The sequence below is a fragment of the Kineosporiaceae bacterium genome (assembly GCA_016713225.1).
Lineage (GTDB): Bacteria > Actinomycetota > Actinomycetes > Actinomycetales > Kineosporiaceae > JADJPO01.
Genome location: JADJPO010000003.1, coordinates 1,026,860 through 1,048,381, shown reverse-complemented (window position 1 = coordinate 1,048,381; position 21,522 = coordinate 1,026,860). Strand labels below are relative to the sequence as shown.

Sequence of the window (21,522 nt, the reverse complement as noted above, 5' to 3'; positions counted from 1 at the left end):
TCGGTCCCTTCGGGTCCGTTCGATACTAACTCGTGAACGATTCCTTTGGTAGAGATAGATGAGCTAGAGTTCATCTGCTCAGCCAGATCAGGTCCTTCGGGACCAACTTCGAGATGTCGGCGCCGGTGCGTGCACCGACGCCGTATAAGACATCAACGGAGAGTTTGATCCTGGCTCAGGACGAACGCTGGCGGCGTGCTTAACACATGCAAGTCGAACGGTGAACCCTCTTCGGAGGGGGATCAGTGGCGAACGGGTGAGTAACACGTGAGCAACCTGCCCCCAACTCTGGGATAACTCCGGGAAACCGGAGCTAATACCGGATATGAAGCACTCGGGCATCCGATGTGCTTGGAAAGATTTATCGGTTGGGGATGGGCTCGCGGCCTATCAGCTTGTTGGTGGGGTAACGGCCCACCAAGGCGACGACGGGTAGCCGGCCTGAGAGGGCGACCGGCCACACTGGGACTGAGACACGGCCCAGACTCCTACGGGAGGCAGCAGTGGGGAATATTGCGCAATGGGCGAAAGCCTGACGCAGCGACGCCGCGTGAGGGACGAAGGCCTTCGGGTTGTAAACCTCTTTCAGCAGGGAAGAAGCGAAAGTGACGGTACCTGCAGAAGAAGCACCGGCTAACTACGTGCCAGCAGCCGCGGTAATACGTAGGGTGCAAGCGTTGTCCGGAATTATTGGGCGTAAAGAGCTCGTAGGCGGTCTGTCGCGTCTGCTGTGAAAACTCGGGGCTTAACCCCGGGCCTGCAGTGGGTACGGGCAGACTAGAGTGCGGTAGGGGAGACTGGAATTCCTGGTGTAGCGGTGAAATGCGCAGATATCAGGAGGAACACCGGTGGCGAAGGCGGGTCTCTGGGCCGTAACTGACGCTGAGGAGCGAAAGCATGGGGAGCGAACAGGATTAGATACCCTGGTAGTCCATGCCGTAAACGTTGGGCGCTAGGTGTGGGGCTCTTTCCACGAGTTCCGTGCCGCAGCTAACGCATTAAGCGCCCCGCCTGGGGAGTACGGCCGCAAGGCTAAAACTCAAAGGAATTGACGGGGGCCCGCACAAGCGGCGGAGCATGCGGATTAATTCGATGCAACGCGAAGAACCTTACCAAGGCTTGACATGAGAGGTAATCCGGCAGAGATGTCGGGTCCGTAAGGGCCTCTCACAGGTGGTGCATGGTTGTCGTCAGCTCGTGTCGTGAGATGTTGGGTTAAGTCCCGCAACGAGCGCAACCCTTGTTCTATGTTGCCAGCGCGTAATGGCGGGGACTCATAGGAGACTGCCGGGGTCAACTCGGAGGAAGGTAGGGATGAGGTCAAATCATCATGCCCCTTATGTCTTGGGCTTCACGCATGCTACAATGGCCAGTACAAAGGGCTGCGAGACCGTAAGGTGGAGCGAATCCCAAAAAGCTGGTCTCAGTTCGGATCGGGGTCTGCAACTCGACCCCGTGAAGTCGGAGTCGCTAGTAATCGCAGATCAGCAACGCTGCGGTGAATACGTTCCCGGGCCTTGTACACACCGCCCGTCACGTCACGAAAGTCGGTAACACCCGAAGCCGGTGGCCCAACCCTTGTGGAGGGAGCCGTCGAAGGTGGGACTGGCGATTGGGACGAAGTCGTAACAAGGTAGCCGTACCGGAAGGTGCGGCTGGATCACCTCCTTTCTAAGGAGCACCTGGCGCTGTTCGCAGCGTCCAGAGCCACAACTCGGGCGAACGTTCCGAGGTGGTTGCTCAAGGGTGGAACATCGACTAGTTGGCCATCGAATTCGATTCATGGGTCAGTACATCCGCTTGCGGATAGGAACCTCCCCGGATCGCAGACGATGGCCTGGCACACTGTTGGGTCCTGAGGGAACGGGCACATGCCTCTTCACCTCTACGCCCGGTCGTTCTGACCGGTTGCGCGGACCGGCCTTCGGACGAACCACTCGCATGGGCGAGCAGGCGCCGATCACGGGGCCAGGATTTCCGCCCGTAGCTTGAGAACTGCACAGTGGACGCGAGCATCTTATTATCTGTGGTCAAGTTTTTAAGGGCACACGGTGGATGCCTTGGCACCAGGAGCCGAAGAAGGACGTAGGAGTCTGCGATAAGCCTCGAGGAGCTGACAACCGAGCTGTGATTCGAGGATTTCCGAATGGGGAAACCCGGCTGGGGGCAAGCCCAGTCACCCATACCTGAACACATAGGGTATGCGGAGGGAACGCGGGGAAGTGAAACATCTCAGTACCCGCAGGAGGAGAAAGCAACCGCGATTCCGTTAGTAGTGGCGAGCGAAAGCGGAAGAGGCTAAACCGAGCGCGTGTGATAGCCGGCAGGCGTTGCGCGTTCGGGGTCGTGGGACCATCTCATCAGGACTGCCGTCTTGATAAGGAGTCAAAAATTCGCGTCATAGTCGAAGGACCTGGAAAGGTCTGGCACAGTGGGTGACACCCCCGTAGACGAAATGGCGCGAACTCCTAGATGTGTTCCCAAGTAGCACGGGGCCCGAGAAATCCCGTGCGAATCTGGGGGGACCACCCCCTAAGCCTAAATACTCCCTGGTGACCGATAGCGGACAAGTACCGTGAGGGAAAGGTGAAAAGTACCCCGGGAGGGGAGTGAAATAGTACCTGAAACCGCGTGCCTACAATCCGTCGGAGCCTCCTAGCGGGGTGACGGCGTGCCTTTTGAAGAATGAGCCTGCGAGTTAGTGGTACGTGGCGAGGTTAACCCGTGTGGGGAAGCCGTAGCGAAAGCGAGTCCGAATAGGGCGAATGAGTCGCATGCTCTAGACCCGAAGCGGAGTGATCTACCCATGGCCAGGTTGAAGCGCGGGTAAGACCGCGTGGAGGACCGAACCCACCAGGGTTGAAAACCTGGGGGATGAGCTGTGGGTAGGGGTGAAAGGCCAATCAAACTCCGTGATAGCTGGTTCTCCCCGAAATGCATTTAGGTGCAGCGTCACGTGTTTCTTGCCGGAGGTAGAGCTACTGGATGGCTAATGGGCCCTACAAGGTTACTGACGTCAGCCAAACTCCGAATGCCGGTAAGTGAGAGCGTGGCAGTGAGACTGCGGGGGATAAGCTCCGTAGTCGAAAGGGAAACAGCCCAGAACACCAGCTAAGGCCCCCAAGCGTGTGCTAAGTGGGAAAGGATGTGGAGTTGCACAGACAACCAGGAGGTTGGCTTAGAAGCAGCCACCCTTTAAAGAGTGCGTAATAGCTCACTGGTCAAGTGATTCCGCGCCGACAATGTAGCGGGGCTCAAGCACACCGCCGAAGCTGTGTCATTCACGCAATAGCCAGGTCTTCGGATCCAGGCGTGTGGATGGGTAGGGGAGCGTCGTGTGGCGAGTGAAGCGGCGGGGTGACCCAGCCGTGGACGCCACACGAGTGAGAATGCAGGCATGAGTAGCGAAAGACGGGTGAGAAACCCGTCCGCCGAATGACCAAGGGTTCCAGGGCCAGGCTAATCCGCCCTGGGTAAGTCGGGACCTAAGGCGAGGCCGACAGGCGTAGTCGATGGACAACGGGTTGATATTCCCGTACCGGCAAAGAACCGCCAATACTGAATCTGGTGATGCTAAACGCTTGAAGCGTGGATTGGTCTTCGGACCGGCCTACGTGGAGCGCGTGAACCGACCTAGTACTAGGTAAGCAATGGGGTGACGCAGGAAGGTAGCCACCGCGTGGCGATGGTAGTCCACGTCCAAGGGTGTAGGGCGAGATGTAGGCAAATCCGCATCTCATGAGCCTGAGACCTGATGGTGACCGCGAATGCGGGAAGCAGGGTGATCCTATGCTGCCAAGAAAAGCCTCTAGCGAGGTTCGAGCCGCCCGTACCCTAAACCGACTCAGGTGGTCAGGTAGAGAATACCAAGGCGATCGAGCGAATCATGGTTAAGGAACTCGGCAAAATGCCCCCGTAACTTCGGGAGAAGGGGGGCCTGAGGAGTGAAGCCGCTAGCCGGCTAGCTCTTGAAGGCCGCAGAGACCAGGGAGAAGCGACTGTTTACTAAAAACACAGGTCCGTGCTAAGTCGCAAGACGATGTATACGGACTGACGCCTGCCCGGTGCTGGAACGTTAAGGGGACGGGTTAGCCTCACGGCGAAGCTCAGAACTTAAGCGCCAGTAAACGGCGGTGGTAACTATAACCATCCTAAGGTAGCGAAATTCCTTGTCGGGTAAGTTCCGACCTGCACGAATGGCGTAACGACTTCTCCGCTGTCTCAACCGTGAACTCGGCGAAATTGCACTACGAGTAAAGATGCTCGTTACGCGCAGCAGGACGAAAAGACCCCGGGACCTTTACTACAGCTTGGTATTGGTGTTCGGAACGGCTTGTGTAGGATAGGTGGGAGACTGTGAAATCGTCACGCCAGTGTCGGTGGAGTCAACGTTGAAATACCACTCTGGTCGTTCTGGATGTCTAACTTCGGTCCGTAATCCGGATCAGGGACAGTGCCTGGTGGGTAGTTTAACTGGGGCGGTTGCCTCCCAAAATGTAACGGAGGCGCCCAAAGGTTCCCTCAGCCTGGTTGGCAATCAGGTGTCGAGTGCAAGTGCACAAGGGAGCTTGACTGTGAGACAGACATGTCGAGCAGGGACGAAAGTCGGGACTAGTGATCCGGCCGTGGTTCGTGGAAACGCGGTCGCTCAACGGATAAAAGGTACCCCGGGGATAACAGGCTGATCTTGCCCAAGAGTCCATATCGACGGCATGGTTTGGCACCTCGATGTCGGCTCGTCGCATCCTGGGGCTGGAGTCGGTCCCAAGGGTTGGGCTGTTCGCCCATTAAAGCGGTACGCGAGCTGGGTTTAGAACGTCGTGAGACAGTTCGGTCCCTATCCGCTGCGCGCGCAGGAAACTTGAGAAGGGCTGTCCTTAGTACGAGAGGACCGGGACGGACGAACCTCTGGTGTGTCAGTTGTTCTGCCAAGAGCACCGCTGATTAGCTACGTTCGGAAGGGATAACCGCTGAAGGCATCTAAGCGGGAAGCTCGCTTCAAGATGAGGTTTCCATGGGGTTTACCCCGAGAGGCTCCCAGCTAGACTACTGGGTTGATAGGCCGGATGTGGAAGTGTGGACAAAAGACACATGAAGCTGACCGGTACTAATAAGCCGATAACTTGTCAACAGACTTGCTCGCGTCCACTGTGCGGTTCCCGAGGTGCGGTCGGTATATCCGACGACATCTCCATAGTGTTTCGGCGGCCATAGCGGCGGGGAAACGCCCGGCTCCATTCCGAACCCGGAAGCTAAGCCCGCCTGCGCCGATGGTACTGCCCGGGGGACCGGGTGGGAGAGTAGGACGCCGCCGGACATCTTTCACGATGGCGGTCACCCGTGAGGGTGACCGCCATCGGTGTTTTGCCGACGGTGTTCCCCGGCCGTTGTGAGAGAGTCCTGGAACCACTGAGAGGGAGTCACATGGCCGACGACGACAACGAGCGCGGAGACGATCGCCGGAGACCGTCGAGTGGGCGTTCTGTCGGGCGCGGCGCTCCTCGCTCCGGCGGAGGTACCGGGTCGTCGGGCACGGGACGGCCGAGTGATTCCGGTGGCCGTGGCGGATATGCGGGCAATGGGCGAGCGAGCGGCGCCGGTGGCCGGTCGAGCGCAGCGGGCGGACGCCCGAGCAGCTCGGGGGGTCGACCCAACAGCGCGGGCGGCCGACCCAACAGCGCGGGGGGCCGTCCCGGCAGCGCAGGAGGCCGTGCCAGCGGAACCGGGGGACGCCCTGGTGCCGAGGGTGGCCGACCTGGTGGTGCTCGTCCGTCCGGCAGTGGTGGACGTTCGGGAGCCGGGTCGACCGGTGAACGATGGAGCGCCGGCCCGAGGCAGGGAAGCCGCGGACGGCCCTCGGCGAGCGGGCGTCCGACCGGAACAGGTGGGCGTCCGCCCGGAGCAAGCGGTCGTCCAGCGGGATCAGGTGGGCGACCTTCGAGCGATCGTCCGCGCGGTGACGCCAGCGGTGGCCGGCCCCCGGGGTTCGGGGGTCCCCGACGCGACAGCTCGCCACGAGGCGACGACCGTCGTGACGCGCGAGGGCCGGGAGAGCGCCCACCACGTACCGGGGCGCCGTCGCGCGGAGCGTCCGGCGGTGGGCCTCGTCGCGAGGATCCTCGACGTGAAGGCCGGCCGCCACGGAGCAGCGGCCCGTCGCGCGGCGGTTTGACCGGCGGCCCCCGAGCGGAACGGGAAGCCTTGCCGCGCAAACGGTTCGACGGTGATGCGCCACGCAAGCGGTTCGAGGGTGACGCTTCCCGCCGGCCCGGGGAACGGCCGTCGTCCGAGGTGCGCAGGCCGTCGGTACCGGTGGGACCGCCGGTACCAGACGAGGTCACCGGCAAGGAGCTCGACCGTGAGGTGCGGGCCGAGTTGTCGAGCCTGGGCACCCACGGGTCCGTCATCGTGGCCCGGCATCTGGTCATGGTCGGCAGGCTGTTGGACGAGGACCCCGAGCTGGCCTGGGAACATGCCCTCGCCGCCCGGGGGCGAGGTGCGCGGATCAGTGTGGTGCGTGAGGCCACGGGTCTGGCGGCGTATCACACCGGTCGCTATGGCCAGGCGTTGGCCGAGCTGCGCACCCTGCGCCGGCTCACGGGTTCTTCAGCGCACCTGGCGGTGATGGCGGACTGCGAGCGAGGGCTCGGTCGCCCCGAACGGGCACTTGCCCTGGCCGCATCGCCCGAGGCGGCGCGACTGAGCCATGCCGATCAGATGGAACTGCGGATCGTCACCGCCGGGGCACGCGCCGATCTGGGCCAGCTCGAGGCTGCCGTGATCACGCTCCAGATCCCCGAGCTGCAGAGTACGGGTGGCGAGGAGTGGCTGGTGCGGCTCCAGCTGGCGTATGCCCGGGCGCTGGCTGCGGTCGGTCGCACCGAGGAGGCGGCGACCTGGGCAGAGCGAGCGGGCCTGTCGCTGGAGGATGCTCTCGACGATGACCTGCATCCCTCGGACGACGCGCCGTCCGCCGACTCGGATCTGGTCGGTGACGAGGACTCCGACGGTGACTTCCTGGACCTGCTGGAGGAACCGCAGTGAGTGGGCTCGAGGCGAGTGAGCGACCGCTGTGCGAGATCCACGACCTGGCCGTGGTCGACCTCGACGGTGTCGTCTATGTGGGGCCGGACCCGGTACCCGGTGCACCGGAGGCGATCGCCGGCGTCCAGGCCGCGGGCATGCGGCTCTGCTACCTGACCAACAACGCCAGCCGCACACCCGACACCGTCGCCGATCACCTGCGGCGGCTCTCGATCACCGTCGACGTGAGCGAGGTGCTCACCTCGGCTCAGGTCGGGGCGGCGCTGCTCGCCGAGCGCTTACCGGCCGGGTCCCGGGTGCTGGTGATCGGGGGCGAGGGGTTACGGGTGGCATTGACCGAGCAGGGTCTGGTGCCGGTGGCCACGATGGACGACACCCCGGACGCCGTCGCGCAGGGATTCAACCCCGATCTGACCTGGCGGCTGCTGGCCGAGGGGACCCGCGCCGTCCGGGCTGGATTGCCTTGGCTCGCAACGAATCTGGATCTCACCGTGCCGACTCCGTTCGGACCGGCTCCCGGTAACGGCTCACTGGTGGCAGCGGTGGCGACCGCCGGCGGGCGTCGTCCGGACCTGGTGGCCGGCAAGCCGCAGCCGGAGCCGTTTCTCGACGCCGTGAAGCGATACGGGGCCGCCGCCCCGGTGGCGGTCGGCGACCGGCTGGACACCGACCTCGAGGGCGCGCGTGCCGCCGGCATGCCCGGATTGGCCGTGATGACCGGGGTCAGCGGGGTCGGTGATCTGGTCGCTGCGCCACCGTCACAACGACCGACCTACCTTGCTGCGGATCTGTCCGGCCTGCTGCACCCTCATCCCGCGGTGGACGTCCAGACCACCGGTGGAGTCACCGCCCGCTGCCGTGAGGCGACGGTGGCGGTCGAGTCGGCCGGCGAGGACGATGACGCCACCCTGGTGGTCCGCAGCATCGGCACCGACCCGGTGGACCTGCTGCGCGCTGCCTGTGGCGCTGCCTGGGCGTGGCGCGATGCGCGGACAGGCGTGTCGAAGCCACCGTCGAGCGACGACGTGTGGACCGCCTGCCGCCGCTTCGAGACCGCGGCAGCCTGGGCGCGATAGCGTGATCGAGGCAACGGGAAGGAGCCTCGAATGATCATGGATGAGGGCGGTCGGGAGCCCGAGGTGAATGCGGTGGACCCGGTCACACCCGAGGTACCCGGCACTGACGACGAAGGCCTGAACGAGATGATGCGAGAGCTGGCCAGGGCCTCGGCCATCTCCCTGGAGGACCAGCTCCCCGTGATCGAAGCGGTGCACCGCACCCTGCAGAACCGCCTCGCCGACGTCGAGGGCTGACCTCGTGGCCCAGCGGCGGCGGCTGGACGTCGAGCTGGTGCGGCGCGGGCTCGCGCGATCTCGCGCCCACGCCGACGAGCTCGTCGCCGCGGGGCGCGTGGTCCTCGCCGGGCAGGTGGCCGGCAAGGTCGCGACCCAGGTTGATCCGGCGGCCGCCATCGTGGTGCGTGAGGTCGAGGGCACACCGGATTTCGCGAGTCGCGGCGGCCACAAGTTGACCGGTGCCCTCGACGCCTTCGCCGGGATCGACGTCGTGGGTCGGCGATGTCTGGATGCCGGTGCCAGCACGGGTGGCTTCACGGATGTGCTGCTGCGTCGCGGTGCTGCACACGTCATTGCGGTCGACGTCGGATATGGCCAGCTCGTCTGGTCGCTGCAGCAGGACGAACGGGTCAGCGTTCTCGACCGCACCAATGTTCGCGAACTGACCCGTGCTCAGCTGCCCTTTGCGCCGGATCTGGTGGTCGCCGACCTGTCGTTCATCTCGTTGCGTCTGGTGCTCGAGCCGCTGGTTCGGGTGAGTGAGCCCGGGGCCGACCTGGTGCTGATGGTCAAGCCGCAGTTCGAGGTGGGTCGGGAGCGGTTGCCGCAGGGCGGCGTCGTCCGCTCGGCCGTGGACCGGGCCGATGCCGTGCGCAGCGTCGCCGAGGCGGCAACCGATCTCGGTCTCGGGGTGCGCGGCGTGTGCGCCAGCCCCTTGCCCGGACCCAGCGGCAACGTGGAGTACTTTCTCTGGCTGGTTGCCGGAGCCGAACCGCTGCGCGAGGCTGATCTGCTGCGCGCCGTCGAGGAGGGACCACAGTGAGCCGCGGAGACCGTCGGGTACTCGTGCTCGCGCACACCGGACGCCCCACGGCGGTGCGGGTGGCGGAGGAACTGGTGACCCTGCTCGGCCGCGCCGGGCTGAGCCCGATCATGCCCGAGCCCGAGGCGAGCGCCCTGGGGGACGCCGCGCGCCGGGTCATCGAACTGGCCGACCCCGACCAGCCGTTGGACGGCGCCGAACTGGTGGTGGTGCTCGGCGGCGACGGGACGATCCTGCGCGCGGCCGAGCTGGTGCGGGGCAGCGACGTCCCGTTGCTGGGGATCAACATCGGCCACGTCGGATTCCTGGCCGAGGCCGAACGAGACGACCTGCACGACACCGTGCTGCGGATCGCCGAGCGCCGCTACGAGGTCGAGGAACGGATGACCCTCGACGTCCAGGTGATGCTCGGCGATCAGGTGTTGGCGCAGACCTGGGCGGTCAACGAGGCCAGCATCGAGAAGGCCGACCGGCGGCACATGATCGAGGTCGTGCTCGAGGTGGACGGCCGCCCGGTCACCGAATTCGGTTGCGACGGAGTCGTTCTCGCCACGCCGACCGGCTCGACGGCTTATGCGTTCTCGGCTGGTGGCCCGGTGGTGTGGCCCGAGGTCGAGGCGCTGCTGCTGGTGCCGATCAGCGCCCACGCCCTCTTCGCGCGGCCCTTGGTGGTGGCGCCCAACTCGGTACCTGCGGTCGAGATCGTCTCGCCGGGCACAGCGGTTCTCTGGTGCGACGGCCGGCGCAGTCTCGACCTACCCACCGGCTCGCGGGTGGAGGTCCGTCGCTCGCCGCTGCCGGTACGCCTGGCCCGGTTGGCCCGGCCACCCTTCGCCAACCGGCTGGTGGCCAAGTTCGGTCTGCCGGTCCACGGATGGCGCGGCCGCAGCCGGCACGAGCACGAATAGCCCCCCGGACGAGTCTCATCGGCGCCGAAGGGCGGCCCCGGGGTGTGGGTAACCGCCTCGGGCGGCCCCCGAGTGCCTAGGCTGTCCCCGTGTTGCAGGAGATGCGCCTTCGCGGCCTCGGTGTGATCGGTGAGGCGGTGCTCGAGTTCGGGCCGGGCCTGACCGTGGTCACCGGCGAGACCGGCGCCGGCAAGACCATGGTGGTCACCGGGCTGGGCCTGCTGTTCGGCGGGCGCGCCGACCCGGGAGCGGTGCGGACCGGCCAGGCCAGTGCGCTGGTCGAGGGCCGGATTCTGGTGGAGGCCACGGGCACGATCGCCGAGCGGGTTCGCGAGGCCGGTGGCGAGCTCGATGAGCTGGTGGACGGCACGGCCGAACTGATCGTCTCGCGCACCGTGGGCGCCGAGGGTCGAAGCCGCAGCCATGTCGGGGGCCGCGCCGCCCCCGTGGCGCTGATCTCGGAGTTGGCCGAGGACCTGATCGCCGTACACGGCCAGAGTGAGCAGCTGCGGTTGCGGTCGGCGGTGCGCCAACGCCAGATGCTCGACCGCTTCGCCGGTGCCGAGGTGAGCGAGCTGTCGGCCGAGTACCGCACCCGGTGGAACCGGCTCCGGGTGGTCGAGGCCGAGTTGCACGCCATCCGCACCCAGACCCGGGAGCGAGCGCAGGAGGCCGAGTTGTTGCGGCTGGGCCTGGCCGAGGTCGAGCGAGTCGACCCGCGCCCGGGTGAGGACGTCGACCTGCGCGCCGAGTCCGAACGGCTCGGGCACGCCGAGGAACTGCGCGCGGCGTCGTCCACGGCCCAGGCCGCGCTGACCGGGCGCGACGACCTCTCCCTCGACGAGCCGGACGCGCTGGCCCTGCTGACCCGGGCCCGCCAAGCCCTCGACCAGGTGCGCGATCACGATGCCGCCTTGGCCGCGTTGGCGGACCGGCTTCGCGAGGTGAGCATGCTGGTGGCCGAGGTGGCCGGCGACTGCGCGTCCTACTCGGACCGGCTGGAGGCTGATCCGACCCGGTTGGCCGCGGTCGAGAGCCGTCGTGCCGAGCTCGGCGCACTGACCCGGGCCTACGGGCCGGACGTCGACGCCGTCCTCGAGTGGGCGCGGGCCTCAGGGCTGCGGTTGCTCGAGCTGGAGGGTGACGAGGACCGCTCGCTCGCCCTGGACGCCGAGCGCGAGACCCTGCGCCGCGAGCTGGGGGAACTGGCAGCCCGATTGAGTCGAGCCCGGCTCGAGGCCGCGGCCCGTCTGGGGACGGCGGTGAGCGAGGAACTGACCGAGCTGGCCATGCCGCACGCCGAACTGGTGGTCGAGGTGCGCCAACGTCCCGACGAGGACGGACTCGCCGTCCCCGACCTCCCGGTTCGCCACGGCAAAGGCGACAAGGGATCGGGCGGGGGATCAGGCAAGGGACCGGGCAAGGGATCGGGCAAGGGCAAGGCCGCTGACCCGGTGTCGAGTACGGCGCCTGCGCGGCTGCTGGCTGCCGTCGCCGACGGGGTGGACGAGGTCGAACTGTTGTTGTTGCCCCATCCGGGGGCTCCTGCTCGCCCGTTGGCCAAGGGCGCCTCGGGCGGTGAGCTCTCGCGGGTGATGCTGGGGCTCGAGGTGGTGCTCGGTGGGGTTGACCCGGTGCCCACCTTCGTCTTCGACGAGGTGGACGCGGGGGTCGGGGGGCAGGCTGCGCTCGGCATCGGCCGGCGCCTGGGGCGATTGGCGCGCAGCGCCCAGGTCCTGGTGGTCACCCACCTGCCTCAGGTGGCAGCTTTCGCCGACCGTCACCTCGTGGTGACCAAGGCCGTGACCGGTGAGGTCACCGAGAGCGGCGTCACGCTGCTGGACGAAGCGGGACGGGTTCGTGAGCTGGCCCGGATGCTCGGAGGCATGGCCGACTCGGGCAGCGCCCGCGCCCATGCGGAGGAATTGCTGGCCACGGCGCGGGCCGAGCACACACCGGAGCACACCCTCCGGTCCGACCGGCGAGCAGAACGTGGCACGATCGTGGGGTGAGGAGGCTCCTGGCAGGCAGGTCCTCGGGGACGCAGAGCGGCCCGGGGGTCACTGGTCGGGTGCGGGTGGATCGACGCACCAAGAACCTCACCAAGCGGCTGCGCCCCGGCGAGATCGCCGTGATCGACCACATGGATCTGGACAAGGTCTCGGCCGATGCCCTGGTCGCCTGCCGTCCGGCAGCGGTGATCAACGCCTCGGCCAGCATCTCGGGGCGTTACCCCAACATCGGGCCGGCCACGTTGCTGGCGGCCGGGATCCCGCTGATCGACTCGGTCGGCGAGGACCTGTTCGAGGTCGTGCACGAGGGCGATCAGGTGCGGGTCTTCGACGGGATCCTCCACCGGGACGAGCAGGTCGTGGCCAAGGGCCTGGTGCACGACGAGGACACCATCGCTGCCCTGATGGAGGAGGCCCGGGCCGGGCTCGCCGTCCAGTTGGAGTCGTTCGTGGCCAACACCATGGACTACCTGCAGCGCGAACGGGGCTTGCTGCTGGACGGCATCGGCGTGCCCGAGATCCGCACCCCGCTGGACGGGCGGGCGGTGCTCATCGTCGTCCGGGGGTATCACTACAAGGAGGACCTGGCCACGCTGCGGCCCTACATCCGGGAGAACCGGCCGGTTCTGATCGGGGTGGACGGCGGCGCGGACGCGATTCTCGAAGGGGGCTACACCCCGGACATCATCGTCGGCGACATGGACTCGGTGACCGACCGGGCGCTGAGGTGTGGCGCCGAGATCGTGGTCCACGCCTATCGCGACGGCCGGGCGCCGGGGCTGGACCGGGTCACGGCGCTCGGGATCGAGCCGGTCGTGTTCTCGGCCACGGGCACCAGCGAGGACGTCGCGATGCTGCTCGCCGACGATCGCGGTGCCTCGGTGATCGTCGCGGTCGGCACGCACAACACCCTGGTGGAGTTCCTGGACAAGGGCCGTGCGGGCATGGCCAGCACCTGGCTGACGCGGCTGCGCGTCGGCGGCAAGCTGGTCGATGCCAAGGGGGTGTCGCGGCTGTACCGGCAACGGATCAGCAACGGCCAGCTCGGCGTCCTGCTGCTGGCCGGTCTGCTGGCCGTGGGGGTGGCGCTGTATGCCACGCCGGGCGGGCAACTGTTCTACCAACTGATCGGGGAGTGGTTGGACGATCTGTGGGCCTTCGTGCGCTCGCTGGTCACCGACGCTCCGCCGGAGGCCTGGGCTGAGCACACGAGTGAGCGGATGGCATGATCGATTTCAGGTACCACGTGGTCTCGCTGGTCTCGGTGTTCATCGCCCTCGCGGTCGGGATCGTGCTCGGTGCCGGCCCGTTGCGGGGCCAGATCGCCGATCAGCTGAGTGCTCGGGTCGACCAGCTGGCCGAGGAGAAGAGGCAGCTGCGTTCGGACAAGGACATCGCCGAGGCAGGGGTGAAGAACCGTGACGCCTTCGCCACGCAGGTGACGCCGCTGCTGGTGACCGGGCGGCTGTCGGGTCGTCACGTCGTCCTGGTGTCGTTGCCGGGAGCTCAGAACGAGCTGGTCGACCCCCTGACCACCGCCCTCAAGGCGGCCGGGGCCGAGGTCACCGGCCGCGTGGAGATCAAGACGACCTGGTCGGCACCCGATCGCAGCCAGGCCCGTGCCACCGTGGTGCGCGAATGGTCCAAGGTGCTCACCGCTCCTGCGCAGCAGGCCACACGATCGTCGGGTTCGGGGACGCCGCGGCCGAGCGCCGGCGCCAAGAACGCCACGCCCAGCCGCGGTGGCACCGACATCCGGGCGGATTTGCAGGACCTGCTGGCGCGCTGCCTCGTGACGGCCAACCCGCTGGAGACCGGCGACCCGGACCCGGTGGGCGGCCAGGTCCTGAACGCGTTCTCGCAGCAGGGATTGGTCGCCGTCCGCGAGAAGGTGACCGGACGCGCCGATCTGGCGGTGGTGCTCGCCCCGCCGGTGGCCACCGACCCTGTGGCGCCCAGTCCGAGCCCCAGCGGCGCCGACCCGGTGCGTGATTGGGTGGATCTCTCGCTCACGCTGGATCGGGCCGGTGGTGGGGTCGTGCTGTTCGGCCCGGCGTCCTCGGCCCTGGACGGTGGAGCGCTGGCAGTGCTGCGGGCCCAGAAGCAGGACACCCGACAGGTGTCGACCGTCGACACCGCCGGCAGCCCGATGGGTGACGTCACCACCATCCATGCCCTGTCCGAGCAGGGGCGAGGCGACGGCAACGCCTACGGCTTCGGTCGTGGCGCTGCCGCGGTGATGCCCGCGGTGAGCGTGGCAGAGCAGGTCGCCTCGTGAGCGAGCGCCCCGCCGCCTGGGCGGGACGCCTGGCCGTCGCCACCGGCGCGGCTGCCGTGGCCCGGGTGGCCTGGACTCGGCTGCGGGCCGCACCCCCGGGGGGTCAGCAGCGGTGGCAGCGGACCAATCATCGGGGTGAGCCGATCACGCTGTTGGAGGGTCCGGCCGCCACGGTCGCCACGGTGGCGGCGCTCGTCGTGGCGCCCGGTGTGCCGGCTCGGCTGCGGCTCGCCGGGGTGGTCGCCGGTCTGGGCGCCGGCGCCTTCGGTCTGCTCGACGACCTGGGTGAGCGGGGCAGCTCCAAGGGACTGCGTGGCCACCTCGGGGCACTGCGTCGAGGGGAGATCACCACCGGGGCGCTCAAGATTGCCGGCATCGGTGCTGCGGGACTGATCGCGGGCGGGTTGGCGGTACGCGAACGCCCGTCCGCGGGAGGCCCGCTGGCTCGCACGCTCGACGTGGCCACTGCCGCCGCCACCATCGCGGGTGCGGCCAACCTGATCAACCTGCTCGACCTGCGCCCTGGTCGGGCGCTCAAAGTCGTTCTGCTGCAAGGTCTCGGGGCTGTCGCCGTGACAGGGCCGGCCGGGGCGGTGTCGGCGGCGTTGACCGGCACCGCGGTGGCCCTGCTGCCCGAGGACCTGGGTGAGCGGGCCATGCTCGGTGATTGTGGGGCCAACGCTCTCGGTGCCCTGATCGGCACCGCGGTGGTGGCCGGTGCCTCGCGACCCACTCGGACCCTGGTGCTCGGTGGGTTGGTCGGGCTGACCCTGGCCAGTGAGAAGGTCAGCTTCACGAAGGTGATCGAGTCCACGCCGGGGTTGCGTGAGCTGGACGCGTGGGGACGTCGTCCGCGGTGAGTTCTCGATGACCACACGCCGGCTGTTCGTCGGTCTGGCGGCCTCGGCGGCGCTGATCTCGGTGCTCACCGTGTTGTCGCGGCTGACCGGCTTCGCGCGGACCCTGGTGTTCTCGTCCACGGTCGGGGCGGCCTGTGTCGGTGGTACGTACAACACCGCGAACCTGGTGCCGACCGTGCTGTTCGAGGTGGCTGCCGGCGGTGCGTTGTCGGCGACGGTGATCCCGTTGCTGGCGCCGTTGTTGCCCGACCGACCCGCTCAGGCCGAGCGGCTGGCCGGTGCGGTGCTGACCTGGACGGTGACCCTGCTGGTTCCGTTGACGGCGGTCTTGGCCCTGCTCGCCCGGCCGATGGCCGAGGTACTGGTCTCGGGCGGGCTCTGTGAAGGGCAACGTGAACAGACCGCCGCGATGCTCGTGGTGTTCGCCCCCCAGGTACTGCTCTACGGCGTCGGTGCCGTGCTGGCCGGGGTGTTGCAGGCCCGCGGCCGCTTCGCCTGGCCGGCCTTCGCCCCGGTGCTGTCGAGCGTGGTGGTGATCGCGGCCTACGTCGTCTACGACGTCATGGTCGGCGACGCCCCGGCGTCCCGAACCGATGCGGCGTTGTCGGACGGTGCCTTCGCGGTGCTCACCTGGGGCACCACGGCCGGGGTGGCCGCGATGACGCTTCCGTTGCTGATCCCGGTGTATCGCAGCGGGTTCCGGTTGCGTCCGACGTGGACCTTTCCCTCGGGGACGGCGCGGCGCACCGCAGCGCTGGCCGGTGCCGGGGTGCTGGCCGTGCTGGCACAGCAGGGGTTTCAGCTCGCCGCCGTGGTGTTGGCCAATCACGGTGGCAACTCCGGGACCGTGGTCACCTTCGGCTTCGCGCAGGCCGTGACGGTGTTGCCGTACGCGGTGCTGGTGGCGCCGCTGATCACGGCCTTGTTCCCGCGGCTGGCCCGTGCCGCCGAGGGAAGTACCGGGCAGGGGAGTATCGAGCGGCGTTCCGAGCAGGGGAGGGCCGCCTCACCGGGCGCGGCGTTCACGGACCTGTCGGCGCGCTCGATCCGGCTGGTGCTCATCGCCGGGGCGGGCGCCGCAGCGCTGCTGGCCGCGAGCGCCCCGGCCATGGCCGCGCTGTTCACCCGCCTCGACAAGGGCCGGGTCACCTCGATGAGTGAGGCGGTGCTCGTCGGTGCGCCCGGGTTGGTGGCGCTGGCGCTGGTCATGTTCATCGGGCGCACCCTGTACGCGGTGGGGGCGCCCCGGGCGGCCGCCGTCGGCACCTCCACCGGGTGGCTCGCGGCCGTCGTCCTGGCGGCGGCCGGTCTGCTGATCACCTCACCCGACGGCGCGGTCATCGCCCTCACCGGTGGCCAGAGCCTGGGCACGGCCGTGGGGGCCGCAGTGCTGCTCGGCGTGCTGCGGCGTCGGGCCTCGGTCGCGGCCACCGCCGGCCTCGCCCGCGCCGGTCTGGTCCTGGTTCCGGCCGCAACCCTCGCCGGCGGGCTGGGCTGGGCTCTGGCCCGGTGGCTGGTCGGGGTGTGGGACGGCGGACCCCTCGGCGCCGTCCTGGCTGCCGTGGTGGCGACCTCGGTCGCCGGCCTCCTGTATGCCGTGGCCGCGCTGCTGGTGGCCACCGATCTGCTGGGGGTGCCGCCGGCCGGCCCGGGCAGTCGGAACGCCGCCGCCCTGGGCGACGACGCCGTCGTGCCGGCCGGTTCGATCGTGCAGCTGCTGGGGATCTCGGCCGGCGGCATCGGGCGTCACGTGCTGGCCCTGGCTACGGGGCTGTCGGGTGCAGGCCGTTCGGTGGTGGTGATCGGCCCGAGCGAGACCTTGGACGCCTTCGGCTATGCCGCAACGGGTTTGGAGACTCGAGAACTCGCCGTGGGGGAGCGGCCCGACCCGGTTCGAGATCTGGACGGCATCCGGCGACTCACCGCGTTGACCCGCGGCGCCGCGGTGATCCACGCCCACGGCATCCGGGCGGGGGCGCTGGCCGTGCTGGCTGCGCGCGGCGTCCCCGTGGTGGTCACGGTGCACAACGCACCGCCGGCCGCCGGGTTCGCCGGGCTGATCTACAGGCTGCTCGAACGCCTGGTGGCCCGGCGGGCGGCCGTCGTCCTCGCCGTCTCGGGCGATCTGGTGGCCCGGCTGCGGGGGCTGGGGGCCCGCCGGGTCGACCGGGCGCTGGTGCCGAGCCCGCTGCACCCGGTGCCGTCGGCAGAACGCGCCGAGGTCGCCGCCCGGCTGCGGCTCGAGCTCGGGGTGGGTCCGGACGAACGATTAGCCCTGACCGTCGGCCGGCTGGCGCCGCAGAAGGGCCTCGGCGTCCTGCTGGAGGCCGCCGCGTGGCTGCGCGAGCTGCCGGTGCGCTGGGTCGTCGTCGGCGATGGACCGCTGCACGACGAGCTCGCGGCGCAGATCACCGCCCGCACGCTGCCGGTGAGCCTGCTCGGGGTGCGGGACGACGTCCCGGCGCTGCTCGTGGCGGCCGACATCGTGGTGGTGCCGAGTCTGTGGGAGGGACAGCCGCTGATCGTCCAGGAGGCGCTCGCGGCAGGAGCGGCGATCGTGGCCACCGACGCCGGCGGCACCGCCGAGGTGCTCGGCGAGGCGGCGCTGCTGGTCCGTCCGGGTGATGCCGAACAGCTCGCCGGCGCCGTGCGGATCGCCGTAACCGACCCTGAGCGTGCCCGTGACCTGCGAGAACGTGCCCGTGAGCGAGCGGTGACACTGCCCACGCAGGACGACGCGCTGGCGCAGGCGATGCGGGTTTATCACCGGCTCATCACTGATAGCCTCGAATCCCGTGGCGCAGCGCATATCTGACTCGGTCCCGCGGCCTTCCGGAGGCTCTGCCTCCTCACCGACCAAACACATCTTCGTCACCGGTGGTGTGGCGTCGTCCCTGGGCAAGGGACTGACAGCCTCGAGCCTGGGGCATCTGTTGCGTGGTCGCGGGCTGCGGGTGGTGATGCAGAAGCTCGACCCGTACATCAATGTCGACCCGGGCACGATGAACCCGTTCCAGCACGGCGAGGTCTTCGTCACCGAGGACGGCACCGAGACCGACCTGGACATCGGGCACTACGAACGGTTCCTGGACGTCGAGCTCGACTCCTCGGCCAACGTCACCACCGGTCAGGTCTACTCGACGGTGATCGCCAAGGAACGCCGGGGGGAGTACCTCGGCGACACCGTGCAGGTGATCCCGCACATCACCAACGAGATCAAGGCCCGGATGCGGGCCCAGGCGACCCAGGTCGGGGCCGAGGGCTCGCCGGACGTGATCATCACCGAGATCGGCGGCACCGTCGGCGACATCGAGTCGCTGCCGTTCCTCGAGGCCGCCCGCCAGGTCCGCCACGACCTGGGCCGCGACAACGTGTTCTTCGTCCACGTCTCGTTGATCCCCTACCTGGCGCCGTCCGGCGAACTGAAGACCAAGCCCACGCAGCACTCGGTGGCCGCGTTGCGCAGCATCGGTATCCAGCCCGATGCGATCGTCTGCCGCGCCGACCGCGAGATCCCTGCCGGGGTGAAGCGCAAGATCGGGTTGTTCTGCGACGTGGACACCGAGGCCGTGGTGGCCGCCGTCGACGCGCCGTCCATCTACGACATCCCCAAGGTGTTGCACCGTGAGGGCCTGGACGCCTACGTGGTGCGCCGGCTCGGGTTGTCGTTCCGCGACGTGGACTGGCGCGACTGGGACGAACTGCTGCGCCGGGTGCACCGTCCCGCCCATCGGGTCGAGGTGGCCCTGGTCGGTAAGTACGTCGATCTGCCGGATGCCTACCTGTCGGTCACCGAGGCACTGCGCGCCGGCGGATTCGACCGCGACGCCAAGGTCGAGATCCGCTGGGTCGCCTCCGACACCTGCGAGACGCCCGAGGGTGCGCGCCGCATGCTCGACGGTGTGGACGCCGTGTGCGTACCGGGCGGGTTCGGCGTGCGGGGCATCGAGGGCAAGGTCGGCGCGCTGCGCTGGGCGCGGGAGAACCAGATCCCGACCCTCGGGTTGTGCCTGGGCCTGCAGTGCATGGTGATCGAGTTCGCGCGGCACGTGGCCGGCCTCGACGGCGCCAGCAGCAGTGAGTTCGACCCGGACGCCGCGCACCCGGTGATCGCCACCATGGAGGAGCAGAAGTCGATCGTGGACGGCGGGGGCGACCTCGGCGGCACGATGCGGCTCGGTTCCTACCCGGCCGTGCTGACGAGCGGGTCGATCGTCGCGCAGGCCTACGGCAGCGAGAAGGTCACCGAGCGCCACCGTCACCGCTACGAGGTGAACAACTCCTACCGGGCGCAGCTCGAGGCGGCCGGGCTGGTCGTGTCGGGCGCCTCACCGGACCGCGAGCTCGTCGAGTTCATCGAGCTGCCCGCCGAGGTGCACCCGTACTACGTCGCCACGCAGGCTCATCCCGAGTTCAAGTCCCGGCCCGACCGGGCCCACCCGCTGTTCGCGGGGTTGATCGGAGCCGCACTGGCCCGGCAGGCGGCCGGCCGGTTGCTCGAGGTGGACGTCGACCTGACCGCCACCCGGTGAGCGCGGGCGAATGGGTGGAGCCTGCGGCGCCGACCGAGCCCGTGGTGCCGCTGCACGACGTCCTGGTGGATCGGCCGGTGCAGCGGCGTGAACTGGTGCACGAGGGACTGATCTGGGACGTGGTGCGCGACACCGTCGACCTGGGCCCCGGCGGGGTGGTTCGCCGGGAGTACATCGACCACCCGGGTGCGGTGTGCGTCATCGCGCTGGACGCCGACGAGCGGGTGCTGCTGCTGCGCCAGTACCGCCACCCGGTGCAGATGGCGCTGTGGGAGCCACCGGCGGGCCTGCTGGACGTCGCGGGCGAACCACCGGTGCTGGCGGCGCAGCGCGAGCTGGCCGAGGAGGCCGATCTGCTCGCCGATCGCTGGGACGTGTTGATCGACTGGTTCAACTCACCGGGCGGCATGAACGAGGCGTTGCGCTGCTTCCTGGCCCGCGACGTCCGGGCGGTGCCCGAGCACGAACGGCACGAGCGCACCGCCGAAGAGATCGACATGCCGGTGCGCTGGATCCCGCTCGACGAGGCCCGCGACGCCGTGCTGGCGGGGCGGATCCACAACCCGGCCGCCGTCATCGGCATCCTGGCGGCGTGCACCGCGCGGGATGCGGGCTGGACGACGTTGCGTCCGACGGATGCGCCCTGGCCGGAGCACCCCGCGAACCGCTAGGCGGATGGGTCCGGTCCGTTCGGGCGGGGGAGCGTCCCGGCGGGTGGTGCTGCGTGCCAGACTGCGGACGAGATGTCTGTCGTCGAGGTGGCCGGCTCGTCTCCCCTCGGGGTGGGAGGCGATGAGCCCGTGCCCGATCCGGTACCGGCCGCCGTGCCCGCAGCGCTGGTGGCCGCCCTGCGCGGGTACCTGGACCACCTGCAGGTCGAACGGGGACTGGCGGTCAACACCCTGGCCGCCTACCGCCGTGACCTGGACCGGTACCTGGCTCATCTGAGCGTGCTCGGCCTGACCGCGATCGAGCAGGTTCGCGAGCAGCACGTCAGTGCCTTCCTGGTGGCCGTGCGGACCGGGTCGGACGGCGGAGCGCCGCTGACGGCGAGTTCGGCGGCCCGCGCCGTGGTCGCCGTCCGGGGATGGCACCGGTTCCTGGTGCTGGAGGGCGTGTGCGCGCTCGACCCGGCCGCCGCCGTCCGGCCGCCCAGCCAGCCCCGGCGGCTGCCCAAGGCGATCGCGCTGGACGACGTCGAGCGGCTGCTCGAGGCGGCCTCGGTGGGGGGCACCCAGGGCGCGGTGCGTGATCGCGCCGTCCTCGAGGTGCTCTATGGCAGTGGCGCCCGGATCAGCGAGGTGGTCGGGCTCGACCTCGACGACCTCGATCTGGACGACGGGCTGGCCCGGCTGCGGGGCAAGGGGTCCAAGGAGCGGGTGGTGCCGATCGGCAGCTACGCCGTCCGCGCGCTGGAGGCCTATCTGGTGCAGGTGCGTCCGGATCTGGCCCGGCGGGGGCGCGGCACGCCGGCGGTGTTCCTCAACCTGCGCGGTGGGCGGTTGTCACGACAGAGCGTGTGGACGGCGCTGCAGGCCGCGGCCGAGCGCGCCGGCCTGGCGGCCCACGTCTCGCCGCACACGTTGCGGCACTCGTTCGCGACCCACCTGCTCGAGGGCGGCGCCGACGTCCGGGTGGTGCAGGAACTGCTCGGTCATGCCTCGGTGGCCACCACCCAGATCTACACCCTGGTCACCGCGGACACCCTGCGCGAGGTCTACGCCGCCACCCACCCCCGCGCCCTGGCCTGACCAGCCCGGTCGATGCGGG

14 protein-coding genes and 3 rRNA genes are annotated in these 21,522 nt (G+C 68.6%); all 17 read left to right on the top strand.

The window, feature by feature from the left end; translation table 11 throughout:
- Window positions 1-152 precede the first annotated feature (152 nt).
- The 17 genes from IPK24_15745 (at window position 153) to xerD (ending at window position 21,503) form a co-directional block, all read left to right on the top strand.
- Window positions 153-1,671, top strand: a 16S ribosomal RNA gene (locus IPK24_15745).
- A 357-nt stretch (window positions 1,672-2,028) separates the two neighbouring features.
- A 23S ribosomal RNA gene (locus IPK24_15740) occupies window positions 2,029-5,131 on the top strand.
- Between the two features lie 69 nt (window positions 5,132-5,200).
- Window positions 5,201-5,317: ribosomal RNA gene (gene rrf, locus IPK24_15735) — 5S ribosomal RNA — on the top strand.
- The 16S, 23S and 5S rRNA genes sit together here, the layout of an rRNA operon.
- A 393-nt stretch (window positions 5,318-5,710) precedes the next feature.
- Window positions 5,711-6,172, top strand: a complete 462-nt coding sequence (locus IPK24_15730) for a hypothetical protein (protein ID MBK8076975.1) — start codon at window positions 5,711-5,713, stop codon at window positions 6,170-6,172.
- A gap of 29 nt (window positions 6,173-6,201) precedes the next feature.
- On the top strand, window positions 6,202-7,044 hold the full coding sequence (locus tag IPK24_15725; protein ID MBK8076974.1) for a hypothetical protein: 843 nt from the start codon (window positions 6,202-6,204) through the stop codon (window positions 7,042-7,044).
- Window positions 7,041-8,120, top strand: a complete 1,080-nt coding sequence (locus IPK24_15720) for an HAD-IIA family hydrolase (protein MBK8076973.1) — start codon at window positions 7,041-7,043, stop codon at window positions 8,118-8,120. The genes IPK24_15725 and IPK24_15720 overlap by 4 nt, the downstream gene beginning before the upstream one ends.
- A gap of 30 nt (window positions 8,121-8,150) precedes the next feature.
- The gene (locus IPK24_15715) at window positions 8,151-8,357 is read left to right on the top strand and encodes a hypothetical protein (protein MBK8076972.1); all 207 of its coding nucleotides are present in this window, start codon (window positions 8,151-8,153) and stop codon (window positions 8,355-8,357) included.
- Between the two features lie 4 nt (window positions 8,358-8,361).
- Window positions 8,362-9,162: a TlyA family RNA methyltransferase gene (locus IPK24_15710; protein ID MBK8076971.1), complete on the top strand. Its 801-nt coding sequence runs from the start codon at window positions 8,362-8,364 to the stop codon at window positions 9,160-9,162.
- Window positions 9,159-10,070, top strand: coding sequence for an NAD kinase (locus IPK24_15705; GenBank protein MBK8076970.1), 912 nt, complete (start codon window positions 9,159-9,161; stop codon window positions 10,068-10,070). The genes IPK24_15710 and IPK24_15705 overlap by 4 nt, the downstream gene beginning before the upstream one ends.
- A gap of 101 nt (window positions 10,071-10,171) precedes the next feature.
- Window positions 10,172-12,082 carry a DNA repair protein RecN gene (recN, locus tag IPK24_15700; protein MBK8076969.1) on the top strand — a complete coding sequence of 637 codons (1,911 nt, stop codon included), beginning with the start codon at window positions 10,172-10,174 and terminating at the stop codon, window positions 12,080-12,082.
- A gap of 131 nt (window positions 12,083-12,213) precedes the next feature.
- Entirely contained in the window at window positions 12,214-13,311 is a 1,098-nt protein-coding gene (locus IPK24_15695; GenBank protein MBK8076968.1) for a hypothetical protein, read from the top strand.
- Window positions 13,308-14,360 carry a copper transporter gene (locus IPK24_15690; GenBank protein MBK8076967.1) on the top strand — a complete coding sequence of 351 codons (1,053 nt, stop codon included), beginning with the start codon at window positions 13,308-13,310 and terminating at the stop codon, window positions 14,358-14,360. The genes IPK24_15695 and IPK24_15690 overlap by 4 nt, the downstream gene beginning before the upstream one ends.
- 29 nt (window positions 14,361-14,389) lie before the next feature.
- Complete coding sequence (locus IPK24_15685) at window positions 14,390-15,220, top strand: hypothetical protein (protein MBK8076966.1); 831 nt, start codon at window positions 14,390-14,392, stop codon at window positions 15,218-15,220.
- Between the two features lie 7 nt (window positions 15,221-15,227).
- Window positions 15,228-18,035 carry a glycosyltransferase gene (locus IPK24_15680; GenBank protein MBK8076965.1) on the top strand — a complete coding sequence of 936 codons (2,808 nt, stop codon included), beginning with the start codon at window positions 15,228-15,230 and terminating at the stop codon, window positions 18,033-18,035.
- Window positions 17,998-19,752 (top strand): CTP synthase, encoded by a 1,755-nt coding sequence (locus IPK24_15675; GenBank protein ID MBK8076964.1) that lies wholly within the window; start codon window positions 17,998-18,000, stop codon window positions 19,750-19,752. Before IPK24_15680 ends, IPK24_15675 begins: the two co-directional genes overlap by 38 nt.
- Before the next feature lie 95 nt (window positions 19,753-19,847).
- A complete protein-coding gene (locus IPK24_15670) occupies window positions 19,848-20,423 on the top strand; it encodes an NUDIX hydrolase (GenBank protein ID MBK8076963.1) in 576 nt (191 codons plus the stop codon).
- A 72-nt stretch (window positions 20,424-20,495) separates the two neighbouring features.
- Window positions 20,496-21,503: a site-specific tyrosine recombinase XerD gene (gene xerD, locus IPK24_15665; protein ID MBK8076962.1), complete on the top strand. Its 1,008-nt coding sequence runs from the start codon at window positions 20,496-20,498 to the stop codon at window positions 21,501-21,503.
- Window positions 21,504-21,522 lie beyond the last annotated feature (19 nt).